The 19,537-nt window shown below is 72.2% G+C and carries 20 protein-coding genes and 1 pseudogene; 3 read left to right on the top strand and 18 right to left on the bottom strand.

Features of this window, described 5'->3' with window-relative positions:
* Window positions 1–6: 6 nt before the first annotated feature.
* The 8 genes from C5507_RS03935 to C5507_RS03900 form a co-directional block, all read right to left on the bottom strand.
* The gene (locus C5507_RS03935) at window positions 7–921 is read right to left on the bottom strand and encodes a type II secretion system F family protein (RefSeq protein ID WP_104527229.1); all 915 of its coding nucleotides are present in this window, start codon (window positions 919–921) and stop codon (window positions 7–9) included.
* Window positions 918–1,823 (bottom strand): type II secretion system F family protein, encoded by a 906-nt coding sequence (locus tag C5507_RS03930; protein ID WP_104527228.1) that lies wholly within the window; start codon window positions 1,821–1,823, stop codon window positions 918–920. The genes C5507_RS03935 and C5507_RS03930 overlap by 4 nt, the downstream gene beginning before the upstream one ends.
* Window positions 1,820–3,220 carry a TadA family conjugal transfer-associated ATPase gene (locus C5507_RS03925; RefSeq protein WP_104527227.1) on the bottom strand — a complete coding sequence of 467 codons (1,401 nt, stop codon included), beginning with the start codon at window positions 3,218–3,220 and terminating at the stop codon, window positions 1,820–1,822. The genes C5507_RS03930 and C5507_RS03925 overlap by 4 nt, the downstream gene beginning before the upstream one ends.
* Window positions 3,210–4,007, bottom strand: a complete 798-nt coding sequence (locus C5507_RS03920; RefSeq protein WP_242610936.1) for a CpaE/TadZ family protein — start codon at window positions 4,005–4,007, stop codon at window positions 3,210–3,212. The genes C5507_RS03925 and C5507_RS03920 overlap by 11 nt, the downstream gene beginning before the upstream one ends.
* A gap of 22 nt (window positions 4,008–4,029) precedes the next feature.
* A complete protein-coding gene (locus tag C5507_RS03915) occupies window positions 4,030–4,716 on the bottom strand; it encodes an SAF domain-containing protein (protein WP_242610935.1) in 687 nt (228 codons plus the stop codon).
* Complete coding sequence (locus C5507_RS03910) at window positions 4,716–5,657, bottom strand: ATP/GTP-binding protein (RefSeq protein WP_242610934.1); 942 nt, start codon at window positions 5,655–5,657, stop codon at window positions 4,716–4,718. Before C5507_RS03910 ends, C5507_RS03915 begins: the two co-directional genes overlap by 1 nt.
* Window positions 5,651–6,118, bottom strand: a complete 468-nt coding sequence (locus tag C5507_RS03905; RefSeq protein ID WP_158657504.1) for a hypothetical protein — start codon at window positions 6,116–6,118, stop codon at window positions 5,651–5,653. Before C5507_RS03905 ends, C5507_RS03910 begins: the two co-directional genes overlap by 7 nt.
* Before the next feature lie 318 nt (window positions 6,119–6,436).
* Window positions 6,437–6,889 (bottom strand): helix-turn-helix domain-containing protein, encoded by a 453-nt coding sequence (locus tag C5507_RS03900; RefSeq protein WP_104527224.1) that lies wholly within the window; start codon window positions 6,887–6,889, stop codon window positions 6,437–6,439.
* A gap of 444 nt (window positions 6,890–7,333) precedes the next feature.
* On the opposite strand from C5507_RS03900, the gene C5507_RS03895 reads away from it, so the two are divergent.
* From C5507_RS03895 to C5507_RS03885, 3 genes and pseudogenes are all read left to right on the top strand, one after another.
* On the top strand, window positions 7,334–7,633 hold the full coding sequence (locus C5507_RS03895; RefSeq protein WP_341272899.1) for a helix-turn-helix domain-containing protein: 300 nt from the start codon (window positions 7,334–7,336) through the stop codon (window positions 7,631–7,633).
* A gap of 315 nt (window positions 7,634–7,948) precedes the next feature.
* Entirely contained in the window at window positions 7,949–9,082 is a 1,134-nt protein-coding gene (locus C5507_RS03890; RefSeq protein WP_104527222.1) for a site-specific integrase, read from the top strand.
* A gap of 223 nt (window positions 9,083–9,305) precedes the next feature.
* Window positions 9,306–9,591: pseudogene (locus C5507_RS03885) on the top strand (transposase); the annotation flags it as partial.
* Between the two features lie 12 nt (window positions 9,592–9,603).
* Here the strand turns inward: C5507_RS03885 and C5507_RS03880 are convergent.
* The 10 genes from C5507_RS03880 to C5507_RS03835 form a co-directional block, all read right to left on the bottom strand.
* Window positions 9,604–10,755 (bottom strand): MFS transporter, encoded by a 1,152-nt coding sequence (locus C5507_RS03880; protein ID WP_242611352.1) that lies wholly within the window; start codon window positions 10,753–10,755, stop codon window positions 9,604–9,606.
* Window positions 10,756–11,934: 1,179 nt separating this feature from the next.
* Complete coding sequence (locus C5507_RS03875) at window positions 11,935–12,648, bottom strand: class II aldolase/adducin family protein (RefSeq protein WP_104527220.1); 714 nt, start codon at window positions 12,646–12,648, stop codon at window positions 11,935–11,937.
* Between the two features lie 276 nt (window positions 12,649–12,924).
* Complete coding sequence (locus tag C5507_RS03870) at window positions 12,925–13,830, bottom strand: DMT family transporter (RefSeq protein ID WP_104527219.1); 906 nt, start codon at window positions 13,828–13,830, stop codon at window positions 12,925–12,927.
* A gap of 36 nt (window positions 13,831–13,866) precedes the next feature.
* Window positions 13,867–15,246: an MFS transporter gene (locus tag C5507_RS03865; RefSeq protein WP_104527218.1), complete on the bottom strand. Its 1,380-nt coding sequence runs from the start codon at window positions 15,244–15,246 to the stop codon at window positions 13,867–13,869.
* Window positions 15,247–15,286: 40 nt separating this feature from the next.
* Window positions 15,287–16,012: an IclR family transcriptional regulator gene (locus C5507_RS03860; RefSeq protein WP_207225646.1), complete on the bottom strand. Its 726-nt coding sequence runs from the start codon at window positions 16,010–16,012 to the stop codon at window positions 15,287–15,289.
* Window positions 16,013–16,159: 147 nt separating this feature from the next.
* The gene (locus C5507_RS03855; RefSeq protein ID WP_104527217.1) at window positions 16,160–17,470 is read right to left on the bottom strand and encodes an NAD(P)/FAD-dependent oxidoreductase; all 1,311 of its coding nucleotides are present in this window, start codon (window positions 17,468–17,470) and stop codon (window positions 16,160–16,162) included.
* A complete protein-coding gene (locus C5507_RS03850; RefSeq protein ID WP_104527216.1) occupies window positions 17,467–17,664 on the bottom strand; it encodes a ferredoxin in 198 nt (65 codons plus the stop codon). Before C5507_RS03850 ends, C5507_RS03855 begins: the two co-directional genes overlap by 4 nt.
* Before the next feature lie 47 nt (window positions 17,665–17,711).
* Entirely contained in the window at window positions 17,712–18,527 is an 816-nt protein-coding gene (gene hcaB, locus C5507_RS03845; RefSeq protein WP_104527215.1) for a 3-(cis-5,6-dihydroxycyclohexa-1,3-dien-1-yl)propanoate dehydrogenase, read from the bottom strand.
* Window positions 18,524–18,895: a hypothetical protein gene (locus C5507_RS03840; protein ID WP_207225645.1), complete on the bottom strand. Its 372-nt coding sequence runs from the start codon at window positions 18,893–18,895 to the stop codon at window positions 18,524–18,526. The genes hcaB and C5507_RS03840 overlap by 4 nt, the downstream gene beginning before the upstream one ends.
* A 28-nt stretch (window positions 18,896–18,923) precedes the next feature.
* A complete protein-coding gene (locus C5507_RS03835; RefSeq protein WP_242610933.1) occupies window positions 18,924–19,532 on the bottom strand; it encodes a 3-phenylpropionate/cinnamic acid dioxygenase subunit beta in 609 nt (202 codons plus the stop codon).
* Window positions 19,533–19,537 lie beyond the last annotated feature (5 nt).

The following is a 19,537-nucleotide window of genomic DNA, read 5'->3' as shown; positions in this document are numbered from 1 at the left end:
AGCCGGTCAGCTGGCCATGAGTCGGGCGAGGGCGGGATAGAGGAACAGCAGGAGGAAGGCGATCGACAGCAGCGCCACCGGAGCGGTGAGCTTCTCGCTGTCGGTGTTGGCCCGCGCCTCCTCCTCGGCCAGAAGCTGGACGCGCAGCGACTGGGCACGGGCCCGGAGCGTCGGGGCGATCGACGCGCCCTCCTGGGCGGCGACCGCCGCGATGTCGGCGACGTCGGCCAGCTCCCCGACGCCGGAGTCTGCGGCCAGCCGGCGCAACCCCTCCCACGGCGGGTCTCCGGCGAGCCGGGCCGTGACCAGCGCGTCGCTGATGCGGCCGAACACCCAGCCGTCGCCGAGCGCGGCGGCGCGCTCCAGGGCCATGGTGGGGCCCTCGCTGGCGTCCCGGCGGAGGCTGACCAGGTCGAGGTAGGAGCAGAGCGCCCGGCGCATCTGGCCGCGCGCCTCGGCGGCCTGGTCCCGCACGATCAGGTCGACGACCAGAAACAGGCCGGCGGCCAGCGCGAGTGACCCGGCCACCGGGACCACGACCGGCAGGTGGACGCCGGCGATGCCGAGGACGGCCGTGAGCAGCGGCACGAACGCCGCGCCGAACAGGGCCATGCCGATCTTGCGGACGGCGTACCCCGCCGGCGTCCACCCGATCAGCGCCAACCCCGATCCCGGCGCCTGCAGACCGATCATGGGCAGCCGGGTGGCGGCCCATGCCCCGGCCCGCCCCGCCGCATGCGCCCACCGGTCTCCCGTCTCCTCGACCGGTCGCACGAAACCGATCAGGGCGCGCCCGTCCAGGCGGGCCAGCGCGTCGGGCAGCCGCGGCTGCTCGGTGACGAGCGCGGTCCGCAGTAACAGGAACAGCCCCAGCCCGACGGCCGCGCCGCAACCGATCAGGAGCACCTGCGCCGCGCTCACCGGGCCGGCACCTCCTCCGGGTCCCGTGCCGCCCCGCCGGCCGTCGTCGGGTCGACAAGGAAGCGGACCGTCGGCGCCGCCGCCGTGAGCCGGCGCATCCACAGCAGGCAACCGACCATCAAGGCGGCGATGACGGCCAGCACCAGCTGCCCGAGCGCGGTGCCGTAGGGAGCCAGGTAGTCCCCGTTCAGGGCCGCCAGCCCGGCGGCGGCGACGGTGATGAACAGTAGCCAGCGCGCGTTGGCCCGGGGCTTGGCGCGGTCGGCCTCCACCTTGCGGCGCATGGTGACCTCCTCGGTGAGGCTGTGCGCCAGCTCGGTCAGCACCCGGGCCAGCCCCGGACCGCGCAGCTCCGCACCGAGCAGCAGGGCGGCGACCACGAGATCACCGGCGGCGTCGTCCAGGTCGTCGGCGAAGGCCAGCAGCGCGCGGGGCGTGGGCCAGCGCGCCTGCAGCCGGGCGGCCAACGTCGCGACCTCTACTCCGATCGGCTCCGGTGCGGTTCGCGCCGAGCGGATGAGAGTCTGCTCCAGCCCTCCGCCGGCGGCCAGGACGTCGGAGGTGCGCCGCACCCACTCCTGCAGCGCCTCGAGCCGCTCCACCGCCGCGTTCGCGGCGGAGAACTGCGCCAGCAACCACGGCACCCCGATCACCGCGAGCCCGGCCAGGACCCCGCCGACCGGCCACCCGGAGGCCAGCCACACGACGGCGGTGGCTGCTGCACCCGCCGTCCACAGTGCTCGTTGCCGGCGCGTCGTCCGCCCGTCGGCCGACGCTGTCGGCCGGCGTCGGCGGTGGGGTCGTGCCGGCCGGTCATCGGCGGTCAGCGCATGGGCGGCGAGCAGGGGGCCACCGACCACCAGCGCGCCGCACACGCCGGCCAGCAGCGCCGCGCCGGTCACCGCCGTCCCCCGGCGGCGCTCGCCCAGTGCGCCCGGCCGGGGCGGAGCCAGCCGGGATCGAACCCGACCCGCACGTAGTCGGCCAGGTCGACCGGATCGTGCGCGGGCGTCGCCCGCCCGTCCGGTCCGGCGGCGAAGACCTCGGTGACCGCCGGCCGCCCACCCTCCCCCATTCCATTGCACTCCACGACCTGGCTGACGAAGCGGCGCCTCGGCCCGCCGATCCACCGCTCGTCGACGGTGGTGATGTGCACGATCAGGTCGATCGCCGAGGCGCAGGACCGGTAGGCGTGCTCGGGGGTGACCGAGCCCCGGCCGCGCATGCACAGGTTGGCCAGTCGTTCGAAGGCGTGGTGGGCCGACCGGGCGTGCAGGGTGCAGGCCGAGCCACCCTCGCCGGCCTCCATGACCTCGATCAGCGGCCAGGCCTCCTCGCCGCGGACCTCGCCCAGCCACACCCGGCTGACGTTCATCACCAGGGCGTGCTCGACCAGCTCGGTCAGGGTCACCTCGCCGAGGCGACGTCCGTCCGGGCCGCGCTCGCCGGTGCCCTCACGTGCCTCGAACGGCACCACCCGGGGGTGACGGTCGGGCAGCTCGTGCAGCAGCAGTTCGAAGTGCTTCTCGATCGTGGCCAGGTTCTCCTCGGCCGGGAGTTCATTGGCCAGCGCCCGGAGCAGCAGGGTCTTGCCGGCACCCTGCCCGCCGGTGACCACGACGTTCTTCCGGGCCCGCACCGCGGCGCGCAGGAACTCGGCCAGCGGCTGGTCGATCGCCCGCAGCCCCACCAGGTCGTCGAGGTCGACGTTGCGGATCCGATGCCGCCGGATCACCAGCTGCGGGCGAGGCACTGTCTCGATCACCGCGGCCAGCCGGGAGCCGTCCGGGAGGCGCATGGTCAGCAGCGGGCTGGCCGTGGTCAGCGTGCGCTCGGCGCGGCCCAGCCGGGCGGCGATGTGCTGCAGCTGCCGGATCAGGTCCTCGTCGGAGTCGGCGATCGGGTCGACCCGGACGTCGCGGCCGTCGGCGTAGCCGATCCACACGTTGTCGAAGCCGTGCGCCTCGATGTTCTCCACGCGCGAGTCGTCCACGTAGGGCTGCAGCCGGCCGAGGCCGAACTGGGCGGCGAATACGGCCTCGGCGATCGCCAGCTCGTCGTCCGGGGACGGCACCGCCTGCCCGGCGCGCATGCGGTCCCGGACCAGCTCGTCGATGGCGTCCTGGATCAGCGTGCGGGCCAGCTCCTGCTGCGCGGCCGGGCCCAGCGAGGGACGGCGCTTGAGCTCCTCGGCGAGCGCGGTCGCCGTCGTCTCGTGCAGCCGGCGCACCAGCGGCCAGTCGACCTGCGGCCGGGGGGCGGGCAGGGACCGCCCCAGCTCGAGCTGCTCAGCGGCCATGCCCGTGTCCGATCCGGTGCGCCGGTGCGGAAGTCTCGGCCGGCGGGCTCAGCAGCGCGTCCTGCCGGGCGACGAACTCCGCGACGCGGGCGGCGACCTCCCGCGCTGCTCGCAGCAGCGCCGACTGGGGGAAGAAGCGACCGGCCGGTGCGCCGTCGCTGAGCACGGACGCTGCCTTGTCGTCGCGGGGCAGCGCGCCGAGGACCGGGACGCCGAGCGCGTCGCCGATCTCTCGCTCGCCGTAGGGCTCCCCCGCTGCGACGACGACCGCGGCGAGCGGACCGGCACCCGCCCCTCCGGCTGACTCGACCTTCAACGCGGCGACCGCGTGGGATGCGGCCCGCACGGCACGCAGCGAGGACCGGGTCACGACGATCACCGCCGCCGACCGGTGGACGACCTCCCGAGGGAAGTACTCGGCGCCCAGCCGGCCGCAGTCGGCCAGCGCGTCGGTCGTGCCACCGTCGACCGCGGCAAGCGCCCCGGCCAGGCGGTGCCAGTCCACGTGCCGGGCGCCGATCGGGTCGGCCAGACCGGGCAGCAGCCGCACTCGCTCGCCGGCGTCCAGCCGGAGCAGGTGGGCATCCAGGTGCCGTGCCGGTCCGCCGCGCCGCGCCGCCAGCTCCAGCTCGGCCAGCCCGCCGGCGGAGACCTCGCCGCGGCCGTAGCCGGCCAGGACGTCGCCGCCGGCCGGATCGAGCTCGGCGAGCACCGCGCGGCGGGGCCAGGACAGGGCGAGTGCGAGCGCGGCGGTGGTCACGCCGGGGGCTCCCTTGGCCGAGGTCATCGCGATCAGCACGGTGGTCCGCCTACTCGCCTGCGACCATGACGAGGGCGATCAGCCCGGCGGCTGCGCGGGCGGCTACGTCGGGGCCGTCGGATTCGTCGACGAGGACGTCGACGACGCGCCGCCCGTCCGTGCCCGGCTCCCCCGCGCGGACGACGGTGGCCGCCACGGTGACCGAAGGAGCGGTGGGTGCCGCCTGACCGTCCGTCGACAGGGGCACCAGCAGCACGTCATCCCCGGGTCGCAGCGGCGTGACCGGCAACTGCACGGCCGGCAGTCCGATGCCGACGAGTTGTTGACCGGGCGGAGGGAGCCGCTGATCGGTGGTCGCGTCCCGGGTGAGGAGTGTCCCGGGCAGAAGGTCGGTTGCTGCCGTTCGGCCGATGACCTGGTCGCGGTCGGTGTACGGAACCGGGGTCAGCGCCGGGTCGGCGGCGATGCGCGCCTCTACGAGATCGCCAGCGGTGATCGTCTGCCCCCAGGCGACCGGCCGAGCGACGGCGATCACCGACGTCGTCTGGCCGAGCGAGGTGGCGAGGTAGGCGGCACCGAGCGCGCCGAGCACCACCATCGCGACCGCCAGGGCCAGCAGCGCGGGGCGCCGGCGGCGTCGTGGTGGCGGGAGCGCGTGAGCTTGGGGCAGTGGCGGGGGCACCCAGCCGTTGCCCTCGACGACGTCGTTGGTGGGGGCTGTCCGCATCCTGGCCATCAGCGCTCCTGGGCCTGATTGAGCACGTTGAGCTCGCCGACGAAGAGCTCGCCGGTCGAGGAGAGCTGCACCACCTCCGTGCCGGTGCGACCGCCACCGGACCAGGTGACCGTCCACGTGGTCGTAGCAGTGATCGGCCACGGTCCGCCGCCGGGCACGTGGTTGGCCGACGCGCGCTCGTAGAGGTGGCCGCAGTCCGGGGAGGGGCCGTCGGCGCCGGCTGAGTAGGGCGTTCCGAGGCCGCAGGTGACGGTGGTCCCGTCGCCCATGTCCCAGGCGATGCGGGAGACCACGCCGGTCGCTTCGACAGCGACCGGTCCTTCGGTAGCGGAGCGGGTGATGGGTCCGGAGACGTTCTCCGCGCGGTCGGTCCACATCCACACCGGGAGGCCGACCAGTCCGCTGGCCGAACCCTGGGGGGGTGCGGTGCGCAGCAGCGGCGGCTGCAGTTGCATGGCGGCGATTGCGCGCTGTGCGAGGACCTCTGGGTCGATGAAGTCGGCCGGTGGCCCGCGACGCCAGACGATCCCGGTGGCCGTGGAACTGAGCGATCCGCCCGGGCCCACAGCACAGTTGGCGGCGTAGAGGGCACCCTCCTCCTCGGGAGTGTGCCCATCCCACAACGGCGAGCCGGGAGGGGGCTGAGGGTCCATCAGCTTGAGGTAGCAGCCGCTGGACGACTCGTACCAACCGAGGTTTTCCTCGTAGCAGGGCACCTCGGCGCCGGTCGGCGAGGTGCACTGTGCCGGTGCCGGTGTCTCGGCCCGGGCCGGAACGGTCACGGGGGAACCCGGCACGGCCGGCCGGATGTCCTCGATGTAGCAGAAGCCGGAGGGCAGGCAGATCTCGTTGGGCGCGGCGGTGGCGACCCCGGTCGGGCCCTGGAGGAGGACGGCCGCCAGGACGCCGGCGGCTGCGCGCGCCCAGGAACGGGTCAGCACGTCTCGTCCTGCACGTCGACGGTGGCGACGAGCCAGCGGTCCTCGGGCGGTGGGTAGAAGACGACCGTGGCGACGGCGACGTGCGGCGGCCGCTCGGCGCTCACCACGTCACCGGTGGCCTGGTCCGTGGCGGGGAAATCTTGGGTGTCGACGCAGTCCTGGATCTTGACGGTGCGGAGGGTGCCGTCGGTGCCACCGGCGAGGTCGACGGCGACGACCTGGGGATCGTGGGCCACCTCGCCGGTGTGGGCGATACCGCGATCACGGAGAGCCGAGATCTCGAGCAGCTCGGCGGACCGGTAGGGGTCTGCGGTCAGCTGCGCGTAGGGCAGCAGCCAGTCCTGCGTCGGGTCGCGGCGCGCGTCCTGGGCCAGCCGGGTCACGTCCCGGTAGACGGCCATCGCCGCGTCGGCGGCCGCCGCCTCGTCGGGGTCCATCGACGGGCCGGCGCTCGTGGGCACCGCACTGGTCTCCGAGGCCGATGGCGCGGGCGGGGTCTGCTCCGTGGCGTCCCCGTCCGTGCCGCATGCGGCGAGCGTCAGCACCGACCCGAGGGTGGCGATGCCGAGCCGCGCCCGACCGATTGCCCGCGGCACGGTCTTGGTTGGCGAGGCCGGCGAGCTCGCCGGTTCGGTTCCCAGAGCCCGGGCGCGGCCAGCCGCCATCGCACAGCACGGCTTCAACCTGCGGATCACGGGCGCCTCCCGGGACAGGGGATGCGGGAAATTACCACCGAGGACCGTCGGGAGGGGAAGCCCGAATCTCCAGGAATCCTCCGGTCACCCTCCAGAGGGCGCCAAGGGCGCGTAGTCACGGCGCGAGCGACGGATCGCGGCCTGGACGCGGGCCTCGTCCACACCCAGCAGTCCGGCCACGGCGTGAACGGCGTCCGCCGTCGGCTCGGTACCGGGCCTGCCGTCCTCCAGTCGCACGTACGTCATGACGGACACACCCGGTGCGCCCATCTCGTTCGTCGCCAGGCCGGCCGCCAGCCGGAGCGCCGCCAGCGGTGGATCGTCGGGATCGACGTCGAGCAGGTGCAGCGGCTCGATCCCCACCGCGGCGGCCAGTCGGGGCACGAACCGGGGCCGCGGACGCTCCAGGCCCAGCTCCCACACGCGGACTCTTGCCGGGCTCGACAGCTCTAGACGTTCGGCGAGGTCGTCCCGGCTCAATCCGGCGGCCTCCCGGGCGGCCTGCAGGCGGTCGCCTCGAAGCAGCGGCCGCGCCACGGCAGCCCCCCATCACCCGTTCGGTGGACACCCGTTCGTGGCGTAGGACCCTAGCGCTCACCGTGCACCCGGGTCGTACGACACCTCGTCGTCCGGTGCAGCGCGGGGTGCGAGGCGACGAGCGTCCGTGCGCCGGGGCCGAAGACCGAATGACCTCTGAGAACCGTGACACCGGCGCGCCTCCGGTCCCTTGACGGCTTCCATTCACTGGAGAAGTTCTGCAGGTTCACGGCAGAGTCCGTAGCCGGCTCCGTCCGGGGCTGGAGATAACCCGGAGGACGGCGCCCTTAGCAATCCCGGAGTCCCCGCGCGGCCGCCGGGGGCGCCTACATCGTCGCGGCGAGGCACCGGGCCGACTTCCCAGCGACTGCAGGAAGACCGGAACTGTCTGCCGAGGCTGTGGGCCATGAGACCCGCAGCCCATCCCCGGCCCCGACGTCGTCCATGCCGGCCGTGGTGCTGGCGGGTCGCCGGCCGCAGGCTTGTTGGACGGCCGTGCCCCGACTGTCAGGTCGGCACCTGATGCCCCGGACGACCTCGGAGCGAGCAGCGCTCGCCCATCGGCACGATCCGTTGCTGACCGTCGCGCAGGCCGGGGACTACCTCGGAACCGGAGAGCGGTTCGTCCGTCGGCTGATCGCTCAACGGCGGATCACGTACGTCAAGCTGGGCAAGTACGTCAGGCTCCAGCGTTCAACCCTCGACGACTTCATCGAGTCAGGACGTGTCGCAAGCGAGGGGTAGCCCGACTCGCGGCGCGCGGGAGTCGGCCCGGGCAGCGGGATGCCTGCCCGTCCAACAACCTCGTCACGCCACGCCACCAGGGCGCCGATCTGGTCGTCGTCCCCGGCGACCACACGACCGACCTCGTGCGAGCAGCGAAGTCTCGCCGGCCGTGGCTGAGGCCAGCCTCTCTGGCTCCCTTAGCGACACGTCTCCCCGAAGAAGTCAAGTCCTCCGCGGAAGCGGTGGACGGCTATCCGCCGATCGACGCAGCTGCCACCGCCCGGGTCGGCACGACCGCAATCTCATGTCGGCGGAGAGAAGCAGGAGGTCGTCATGGGTCGAAGGGCTTGGGGCACGGTCCGCCGGCTTCCCTCAGGCCGCTACCAGGCTCGGTATCCGGATGCCTCGGGCAAGCAGGTCTCGGCGCCGCACACGTTCGCGACCAAGGCCGACGGCAATCGGTGGCTCGCCAAGGTGCAGACCGAGTTGGACTCGGGCAGATGGATCGACCCGAGGGCGGGCCAGGAGACGCTCGAGGTCTACGCCGAACGGTGGGTCGACACCCGCCTCGTCCGCGGCCAACCGTTGGCCCCCCGCACAGCCGAGCTGTACCGGGCACAGCTCAAGAACCACATCTCCCCCGCGCTGGGATCGACGCCGCTGCGGCAGCTGGACGCGTCCGCCATCCGGGGCTGGTACGGGAAGCTCAGCGGTCCAGACGGGCCGGGCCAGGTCACAGCAGCAAAGTGCTATCGACTGCTACGTGCCATCTGCACCACGGCGGTGGACGACAACCTCATCGCGCGTAACCCGTGCTCCATCCGTGGGGCGGGGCAGGAACGATCCAGCGAGCGACCGATGTTCACGGTCGCTCAGGTCCAGGCGCTTGTCGATGCCGTCGAGGATCGCTGGCGATCGCTGATCCTCCTGGCCGCCTGGACGGGCCTCCGCATCGGTGAGCTGTCGGCGCTGCGCCGGGAAGACCTCGACTTGACGGCAGGCACCGTGAGCGTGCGGAGTTCCGTCGTCGACGTGATCGGGCAGGAACGCTCCTACGGACCGCCGAAGTCGGCCGCCGGCCGCCGAACGGTGGCCATCCCGCCGCACCTCATCGACGACCTGGAGCACCACCTCGCGACGTACGCCCAGCCCGGCGCACAGGGGCTGGTCTTCGTGGGGCCGAAGGGCGGGCCGATCCGGCGCAACAACTTCTCCGCACGGGTGTGGGCTCCAGCAGCCGAGGCAGCCGGACTCCCGCCCGGCTCTCATCTACACGACCTGCGGGGCTGGGGCGCCACCCTCGCCGCCCGGCACGGCGCCACCACCAGGGAGTTGATGCACCGACTCGGGCACGCCTCCCCCACCGCGGCGCTGCGCTACCAGCGCGCCGAGCAAGAGCGAGATGCTGCTCTCGCCGCCGCCATGAGCGCGGCCTTGAAGCGATCGGAAGGTGCGGCCTCGAGCTGAGCAGGCACGCCGAGCATCCGAGCAGGTCTGCCCCCTGCGCATCGATTGACCCCGGTAGCCATCTCAGCCAGGAATTCCCGTCACCCGCTCGACTGCGATGTCGCGGAACACCGTCACAGATGTCCCGCGACACCGTTTACGTCGGGGCCGTTCGCGGTGCCGCCATGTCTCTCACAGCTCTCCGGCGATTGTGAGCCTCCATCAGACCCGGGGCGGGACAAACTTCCGGCACCGCCCGCTGGACGCCCACCCGTACACGTTCGTCGCCGCCGACGCCCTGTGCTCAAGGCGCGTGAGGGCGGCCGGGTGCTCAACGTGCACGCCCTGGTCGCCACCGGCGTGAACGCCGACGGGCACCGGAAGATCCTGGGCCTGCAGGCCACCAGCGCTGAGGACGGCGCCGGTTGGCTGGCCATCTTCCGCGATCTGACCGCCCGCGCCTCACCGGCGTTCAGCTGGTCACCTCCGCCGTCCACGCAGGGCAGCGTCGACGGATCGCGCCCGGAGCAGTGCCTGGCTGACTACGACGCGGAGGGGTGGAGGCGCGGCCGCTGCGGCGAGCGGGACCGCTGGGAGGCGGCGATGACGGCGCCGGCGACGGCGTACAGAGCGGCTGTGACGGCCCAGCCGGTGGCGTAGTCAGTTTCCTCGACGAGGGCGCCGAACGAGATCGGACCGACCGCGAAGCCGGCATAGAGGCCGAGCGAAAGCAGCCCGGAGGCAGTGCCGACGGACTGCTGGTCGGACAGCCGCACCACCGCCATCATCACAACAACGTTCGAGGCGACGACGGTCGCCCCGGTAACCGCGGCTGCGACCCACAACAGCCAGCCGACCTGCCACCATGCAGCCGCAACGAGGACGGCCATCGCAGCGGCTCCGCAGGTCGCCATGACGGTGAGGATCCGCCGGGGGTCGGCACTGCGCCCGGTCGCGCGCCCCCAGGCCATTCGCGCCACCAAGCCGATCCCACCCATCACGGCGACGAGGAGGCCGGCGCTCGCGACGCTGAAGGACAGCCGCTCAAACCCGAACAGCGGAAGGTAGGCGTTGGTCGATTGCAGCGCGGCACCGCTGAAGAAGGAGTAGGCCAGCAGCCCCCAGATTTGCGGGGACCGGGGCGCCGCCGGCGGCGTCGGGCCGGGCGCTCGGGCAGCGGCGGGCGCCGCGAGGATGAAGCGATAGGTCAGTGCAAGGCCGGCGAGCACGAGAAGCGCCGCGGTCGCAACCGCGGCGCGCCAACCGAGGACCACGGCGATCGGCGGGAGCGTCAGGCCGGCCAGGAACTGGCCCAGCTGCACCCCCGACTGCTTTGCCCCCATGATCGGTCCACGCTCGTCGGCCGCCACGCGGGAAGATACGACCCGATTGGTAACCGGGTTCGTCCCAGCCATCGCGACGCCGGCGAGGACGACGCCCGCGACCAGCCAGCCGAATGACCGCGCGTACGCCGTGAGGGCGAGCGCGATACCGGACGCCACGGCCAGGCTCACCATGACCAGTCGGGGCGGGAAGCGGTCGACGCTCCGCCCGAGCAGCCATGCGCTGGGCGCCGCCACCGCGAACGAGAGCGTCGACAGCGCGCCGAACTCGGCGACCGACAACCCCAGCTCCCGCGTGACCAGCGGGCTGAGCGCGCTCAGCGCGAACACCGGAAGCGGACCGACGGCCATGGTCACGGCGAGCGTGACACTGAGGCCGACGCGGGGGGATGGCTCGGCGCGGCCCGTCCTCACGTGGACGCCCCCCGGACCAGGTGGCTCCCCGCCTGCTGGATCACTGCTCGCGGGCAGTGCTGGCGCCGGGCCGGCAGCAGAATCAGGTCACCAGTCACGGGGAGGCGGGCAACGTTCGGGGCGCTCATCGCTGTCTTCGATCGTGGCGTCGATGCCCCACTCGGGCTAATCGCGGCTAGTGCCGCGGGCTCTTCATCGGGCTCTGTGCTCCCAACTGACGGTGCTCCCGCCGCACCCCAACGCAGCTCCGGGGAACTTATCGAGGCGGCCACCGTCGAGCGGTGGCCGCCGCCGGCATGCAGATCCGCAAGCAAACGGAAGCGGCGGCCGCCCGCCCTCGTCCGGGTCGGCCCGTCGTTCATAGACTTCTGGACGCAGCGCCACGGTGCATCATCGGGAACCTGCCGGTCGGAGCGTCGTAGTCGCGGCCGCCTGCTGCTGGTCCGCGAACAGGCGGCGCACGGGGCCGCCCGAGCGACGGAAGGAGTCGGCTTAGGGCGCGTTGCGACGAGCACGATGATGTCTCCTTGCCGGCGCCTACTCGCGTACGCCACGGGTGACTTCGGGCTGGGCGTCATTTTCGCTCAACTACTTCCTCGTCCCCTCGCTGCCACCGACATGGGCCTCGGCGTCAACGTGAGGACCTACTGCTCGGCGCCGAGGCACTCACGGAGATGCTGCTATCCGTACCGCGCAGTGGCCTGATCGACAGGCCCGCCGTGCGCCGTGGCCTTCCTCGCCGGGACCGCCATGCTCGCCTTGGTCGGCCGCGGCTTCATGCTCGCGCCGTCGTTCGCTGCGCTGTTCGCCCTCCAGGTCCTCCTCGGCACCGCACGGCCCCTCGGCTGGTCCGGTGGCACCCTACGAACCCATGAATAGGTGAGTTGCACCGGCGCGTCAGCGCTCCGGACTCGTCCGACAACCACCCAGCCAGCCTTCGCCGGCCGGCCGGCCAGCCGAGCGGACGCGGCTTCTCGCTCGGTCACCGGTCCGGTGGCCGCCCGGACAGCACTTGCTTGGAGCAGCCTTCCAAGTGTCGAGGGTGCCGTACGGAGCAGGGCGTCCGACCGGCCAGGCGCCTGCCACCCGAACCGTCGACCGGGCCCTCACCCGCCGTCAGACGGCGCGGTCCTGCCAGTACTGCCAGGCCCGCCCGATCTGTGGAGTGTTGGTGGCCACCGTAGCGGCCGCCTCCTCGTCGGTGAGGTACGTGCATGCGCCCAGCCGTTCGGCCTCGACCTGCACACGCGCGTTGACTTCGGTGTAGATGGCGCGGTAGACGACCTCGGGCAGCGACCCGCCCACCGTCGTGGACCCGTGCCCCCGCATCAGAACGACGGCGGCGTCGCCCAGCGCCTCGGCGAGCGCCACGCCAGACTCGGCCGAGCTCACGAGAAGGTCCGACCCGGCACCCATGGTGTCCCGTGCCTCGAACACCGGGACCCGCGGCGCCAGGAAGCCGGCCATGTGCAGGATGGGCCGCAGCGGCACACTGGATACGCCGAAGGGGATGACGGCCGGCGAGTGGCTGTGCACCACCGCCCGGACGTCGGGCCGGGCCCGGTAGATCTGGGCGTGGATGTGGCGCTCCAGATAGGGCTTGCGAGGATCGTCGGTGTCGCCGTCGAGCGTGAGGACCTGGACGTCCTGGGGCTGTACCAGCCCCGGCGCGAGGTTCCTGGCCAGCAGGAAGGTGGTCGGGTCCTCGTCCGACCGCACGCTCACGTGACCGAAGCCGTCGAGGATGCCCTGGTCGACCAGGACGTGGTTGGCCTTGGCGAGCTCGCGGCGCTGGTCTGTCGAACCGTCCGCGGACTGTTCCTGGGGCACGTCACTCCCATCTCTCGTGCCGGCGACGGCCGTCACCGGGCTCCGGCACTTCCGCGCCGCGGTGACTGATTCTGCTACACAGAGAGCGTCGCTGGAACCTTCCGGCCGTCTGAGCCCCAGCTGGTGACGACACCGGCCGGTGAGGCCGCGGAACGAGCGCCGCCCGGCTCGCCCCACAAAGCAGCGCGGATCGAGCGGTCCGCGCCGGCGACCACGCCGCCGACGGCATCCGGCAAGCGCGCCGTCGCAGAAAGGCCCCCGTCGGCTCGGGTTTCCTCAGCCGAGGGTCAGGCCGACCACTCCGGCGAGGACCAGCAGCGCCCCGACCGCGGTTCCTGTCCCCACCATCTCTGTGCGACGGAAGAACAGAACGCTGGCGGGCAGGACGACGATCGGCAGCGCCGCGGAGATGACGACTGCCACCGCGACGGGGATGTAGAGACTGGCCGCGATGAGACAGGTCTGGGCGCTGATCGTGAGGACGCCCGAGAGCAACCACAACCGCCGCCCGACCGGGTCGGCATCGCGCAGGGCGGCGACGACCTTGCCTCGCTGGCCGCTGACGACCGCGTGCAGCAGCAGCCCCGCGGCCGCGCCCACCAGGCTGCCGACCACCGGCACCTCCCAGTCGCGCACCCCCGCACCACGGGCCACGTTGCCCAGGCCGTAGGCAACCGCACCCAGAAGCGCGAGCCCCATCTCGACCGCGGGCAGCGATCGCTGACCAGGGACGGCGGCGTCCGTCGCCGGGCGGCCGGACGGACGCGACGTGAGGTACAGGCCCGCCAGCACCGCCGTTCCGGCGAGGACGGCCGACGGCGGCAGCGCCTGCCCGAGCAGCACCCACGCGGCCAGCGCGGCGAACAGCGGGTTGGTGATCTGCAGGGCGCTCGCGCGGGTGGGACCGATCGTGCGCACCGAGCGGAAGAAGAACCAGCGCCCGAGGTAGGAAGTCAGCAGCCCGCCGACGGCGAAGACACCCAGGGCGTCCCACTCGGGCGGGGGCATCGACTCGCCGGCCACCAGGTACTGCCCGAGGACGACGACGCCGCCGCAACCGACGTTGCTCAGCAACCCCAGCAGGAAGCCCAAATCCTGGGGTAAGCGGCGACCGGCGGCGCCGACCAGGAGGACGTTGGCGCTGAACAGGAACAACGAGCTCACGGCCAGCGCCTCACCCACCTCCGGTGCTCCTCGGCTGGACGCCGGCCGCTCCGGTCACGACCTGTGGCGCAGGCTGCGATCGCCGACGGTCACCGCGAGCAGGATCACGCCTGCGACGGTGAACGCCCATCCCAGGACGTGAAGGCCGGTCTGCCCGACGCCGTCGGCGTAGGCAAGCCCCGTGACGCTCGTGGCAACCATGGCCCCGGTGTACTGCGCCGTCCGGGACAGTCCGGTGGCGGCGCCGACCTGCTCGGCCGGGGCCACCCGGAATACGACGATCTGATTGGCCACCTGCCCCATGCCGTTGGGCAGGCCGAACAAACCGATGACGATGGCCAGGACCACCACCGGCGTCGCCCCGTCCAGGAACGTCAGAGCCAGACTTCCGGCCAGAAGGGCGAGCGCGGTGAAGACCAGCGGCCACAGCTGACGCGAGCCGCGGGCAGCGAGCGGGGCGACCACGGTGCCGACGGCGGACATGCCGAGCAGCAGCAGTCCGGCCGCGCTCGCGGAGAGGCCCCGGCCTCCCTGCAGCCATGGAGTCAGCCCGAAGAGCACGCCGTAGACGGCGAGGAAGCTCAGGACCAGGCGAAGGTACGCCAGGACCAGCGCACGGTTCTGCGCGAGCATGCGGACGTCGAGGAAGGGCCGGTCGACACGGCGCTCGACGAGGACGAGCAGCACCAGGCTGACGACGAGGCCGGCCAGAGTCGCCCACGGCGGCCGGGGAACCTGCAGCAGCACGACGAGCAGCAGCGACACCGTCGCGCTGAACAACAGCACCCCCGGGACGTCGACCAGCCGCCACGCGGACGTCGTACGGGTGCGTGGCAGCGAGCGCGGGAGGTAGCGCAGGCCGAGGGCCAGGACGAGGACGCCGAGCGGCGCGTTGACGGCGAAGGTCGCGCGCCAGCCGATCGTGTCGACGAGGAGCCCGCCCAGCGGCGGCCCGGCGGTGAGCATGACCAGGCTGGCGGTATTGAGAATACCGAGGGCGCGCGCCGCCGACTCCTCCTCCGTCGGCCCCGTACGCTCGCGGATCATCGCCACCGCGGCCGGATACGCTGCGCCGGTCCCCAGACCGACGACCGCCCGGGCGGCCACGAGCCAGCCGAACGTCGGCCCGAAGGTCCCGAGGACTCCGGCAATGGCCACCAGGACACCCCCGGCGAGGAAGACCCGCCGTGCTCCGAACTGGTCGGCCAGCCGGCCGGCCACGGGCTGCCCGATCGCACTGGCGAGGTACATCACGGAGATCAACCAAGCGACCGCCGCAGCGTCCACGCCGAGGTCGCGGCTGATCGGCACCAATGCCGTGGCGATCATCGTCGAATTGACGGCATTGAGCGTCACGCCCAGGCAGAGGGGCACCAGCAGGCGGGCCCCGAGTACCGAGGTGCGCACCGACAGATCGCGGATGTCGTCGGTCACGGCCGGTTTCGCGTCCGGCCGGGGCCTGTTCGCGCGCCCCCTACAGCAGCAGGCTCTCGAGCTCCTCCACTGCGACCATCAGCCGCTTGACGATGTCCGCGCGGACCTCGTCGGTCATCCGGCTGCTCGGGACCGCGGCGTTGATGGCCAGTCGGGGGGACCGCGTCAAGCGCAGGCAGACGGCGATCGAGCTGACGCCCTCCTCGCTCTCCTCCTGGCTGCAGGCGAAACCCTGCGAGCGCACCTCGGCGAGTGCGGCCTCCAGCTCCGTGCGAGTACCGATGGTCTGCGGGGTCACCGCCACCAGGTCCTCGGACGGATACAGTCTGCGCAACTCCTCCCCCGAGAGCTCCGCCAGCAGGACCTTGCCCGTCGATGTGCAGTGTGCCGGCAGGAACCGGCCGAGCCGGCCGACGACGCGCAAGGCGCGCGAGCTCTCGATGGAGTCGACGAAGTGGACGTCGGCGCCCTCGAGACGGCCGAGATGCACGGTCTCCTGCAGCTCCGCGTTGAGCCGCTCCAGCACCGTGCGGGCTCGCGTTCGGACGTCCAGGCGCCGCAGGACACCGTAGGTGAGACCGTCCAGCGTCGGACCGCTGACGTAGCCGCGAGTCGCGCCGTCCTGACTGATGAACCCCCGGTACTGCAGCATGGCCAGCAGCCGGTGCGCCGTGGACGAGGCGACACCCAGGTACTTGCTCACGTCGGTGAGGCGCAGGTTGGGCCGCTCGCCAAGAAGCAGGAGCACCTTCAAGGCGTTGTCCACCGACTCGATCGGATACTGTGGGACGGCTCCATAGCCCAACACAGCAGGAGGCGGAGACAAGTCGGTCACCCCCCGAGGCTACGTCGGCTGTGCACCGCAGCGGCTCGAGTGCAGGGTTCGACCTCCCGAAAGGGGGGGTGGCGCTGGTCACGCTCCCCCGGCTCGCTCCCCCGTGCCGGGGCGCGTCTCCCGGACCCCCTCCTGCGGGTGCCCGGACGCACCCCCCAGCGCGGAGATCCGTTCCAGGGCCTCGTCGAAGCCAGCTCCCCCGGTCATCAGGCGCCGGCACTGGACGAGTGCCTTGGGCCAGTTGACCGTCACCGCGCCATGGAGGCGCCCGCGGTCATCGGTGTAGAGCACCGCAGCCCGGGGCTTCTCCCCCTCGAGGTCTCCGACGAGTTCATGCCGGCTGCCCTGGGTGGGCCGGCCGACGATCTGGATCTTCCAGTCGTACTGGTCGCTCCAGACATACTCCACGGGACTGTGTGCGCGGAGGTCCTCCGGGTGCGCGATGTTGTGGGCCGCACACACCGCCATCTCGACCGCGTTCGTCCAGTGCTCCACCCGCAGACGTTCGCGGTGCCTGGGGTGGAACCACCGGGCCACGTCACCGATGGCGAACACGTTCGGCGCGTCCAGGGTCCGGCAGTACTCGTCGCAGAGGATGCCGTTGTCGAGCGGGAGACCTGAGTCGGCGAGCCAGCCGTCATTGGGGACGGCACCGATACCGACGACGACCGTCGCCGCCTGAACGGTCGAGCCGTCCGTCAGTCCGACGCGTAGGTCACCAGCTTCACCCTCGATCCGCTCGACGCCCACACCGAAGCGGGTCTCGACGCCGTGCCGGTGGTGCAGGTCGGTGAAGTACCGGCCGATCTCCGGCCCCACCACGCGGCCGATCGGCGTGGGCATCGGGTCGACGACGGTGACCTCGTGGCCGAGCGCCCGCGCGGTGGCCGCCGCCTCGGCTCCGATGAAGCCACCGCCCACGACCACCACCGGCCCCGGCCGCCGGAGCTCTTCGCGCAGCGATCCGCTGTCTCCGAGGGTCCGCACGACGTGCACCCCCGACCCCGGCCGCCAAGGGCTCGGGCGCGCCGACGCACCCGTCGCGATGATCAGCCAGTCGTAAGCCAGGTCCGCCCCGTCCGACAGCCACACCCTGCGCTCCGCCACGTCGAGCCGGGTGGCCCCGACACCGAGACGCAGCTCGATGCGGTCACGGGCGGCGGCGTCCTCGGTGAGCAGACCGACCTTGTCGGCATCCCATTGTCCCACGAGGAACTGCTTGGACAGGGGCGGCTTGTCGTACGGCAGCGCCTCCTCCTCGCCGACGAGGAGGATGCGACCGCGAAAACCTTCGCTGCGGAGGGCCTGAGCAGCGCGGACCCCGCCGATCGACGACCCGACGATGACGACGACAGGGGTGTGCCCCGCCGCGTCGGGCGGGGTGCTCACTCGTCCTCGATCCACAAAGCGTTCACCGGGCAGCTGCGGGCGGCCTCCTCGATGCGAGGCCGCTCCGCTTCGGTGATCTCCTCCTTGAGGAGCACGACCACGCCGTCGTCGTCGATGTCGTAGACATCAGGAGTGGCGTCCACGCAGTTCGCGTATCCCTGGCACGCCTCGAAGTCCGCCTTCAGCCTCGGCACCACACTTCTCCTCTCGAACCCGTTCCGGAACCTCTGCCGGCAGCCATTCAGGAACGCTTCCGGGGCGCCGACACACCCACGCCGCCATCGGTGTGGACGGTGGTCCCGGTAATACCCCGGTTGCGCCGGGCGGCAAGGAAGACATAGCTCCAGGCATGGTCCTCGCCGGAGAGCGCCACCTGCAGCGGCACGCGCGCGGCCATCTCCGCGGCCCTGTCCGGCGCTGCACCGAGGCTGCGCGTCGAAAGTCCCAGGCTGGGCAGACCCCGCAGGTCGGTGTTGAGGGTCCCTCCCGGAGCGACGCCGTTGACCCGCACCTCGGGGGCGAGGTCGTGGGCGAGCGCGCTGACCATCCCACGGACGGCGAACTTCGAGGCGACGTAGAGAACGCCACCGCGGCCTGCGTAGTACGCGGACGTGGACTCGGTCAGCACGACGGTGCCCGCGCCCGACCGTTTGAGCTCGGGCAAGGCCGCCTTCACCGAGTGCAGGAGGGACTTGACGTTCGGGTGGAACATCTCGTCGAAGGCACCGTCGAGGACGTCCGCGTCGAGGTCCTCGATGCTCCGGTAGTAGTCGAAGATGCCCACGCAGCTGACGAGGGTGTCCAGGCCGCCCAACCGGGCGACCGCGCCTGCGACTGCCTCGTCGTTCGCAGACCGCGTGGCGGCGTCCCCGACGGTCACGGGGACCTCGGGCAGCTCCTGCGCCAGGGCCGCGGCCTTGTCCGCGTCCCGTTCGAGGACGGCCACCCGCGCTCCCTCGGCAAGAAACGCATCCACCACCGCCCGGCCGATCCCGGAGCCCGCGCCCACGATCAGCGCGCGCTGTCCCTCGAGCCAGCCGGCCCCCGGGCCGCTCACCGGCCCACCTCGCGGACCGGGCCGTCCGCCGGTCCGTCCGGAGCATCGCCTGTGACGATGCCCCCGGTCGCCTCCGGGATGAGGGGGCCGAACGGATTCCCGATCATCGCCGAAAAGGTGGCGGTGCTCTGCCAGGTGAGCGACTCCAGCTCCAGGGGATCCAGTGCGACCCACTGCCCGGACTTCGGCGACTCAATCAGAAGCCGTGAGCCGTTGCGCGTGTCCACCCGGATGACGCGTACCTCGGCGAACTCGTTGGCGATCGTGATCGCATCGCCCCGTGCGCCCTCGAGCAACCCGGCGCGGTCGGCCGCGGCGCGGCGGGCCGCCGCGGCATCGTCCTCCTCGCCCTCCCAGTGCAGAGTCATCGCACCCGTCTCCTCCGGAGTCCGCCCGTCACAGGAAGATGGCCAGGTTCTGCATGCGCATCACCGAGTCATCGACCATGATCGTCCGACGGGCCAGCTTCCAACCGTCCGATGTCCGGCGGAGCAGGTCCTCCCGACCTGCCGAGACGAACGACCCCTCGCGGACGTCACCGCGGTTGCGGAAGAGCAGGGTCGCGGAGTCCACGATCAGGTGGTCGGCGTCCTCGGTGGCGAACGTCCGCACATTGGTGAGGTGGTGGCGGAGGCGTGAGGGAGGGTCCTCCGTCCACGCGTGCTCGGTGAGGAAGCGGGCTACCCGCCGGGACAGCGAGTACTTGTCCTCGTCGAAGTGGGCCATGCCCGGCGAGGTGTCGAACCCCGCGCCGAGCGCGGTGGTCACCCGCACGGGCATGAGGTAGTGGATGTCCTCGGTGAGCAGTTCCAGCCAGGCTTCGTAGGACTGGGCGTCGAGGAGCCATGCCTCGTCGACCAGCCACTGGTGTGCCTCGAGGTGCCGTGGGTCCCCGAAGGGCAGGCTCCGCCCCACGCGCTGGACGCGGGAGGCCTTACCGCCGAGCACCGAGCGGGCAGAGTGCAGTTCCACCGGGGTGACGCCCGGCGCGGCCGGAGTCGTCACCGGAG

This window comes from Blastococcus saxobsidens, from assembly GCF_002938435.1.
GTDB classification, from domain to species: domain Bacteria; phylum Actinomycetota; class Actinomycetes; order Mycobacteriales; family Geodermatophilaceae; genus Blastococcus; species Blastococcus saxobsidens.
This window is presented reverse-complemented; position numbering and strand designations above follow the sequence as displayed.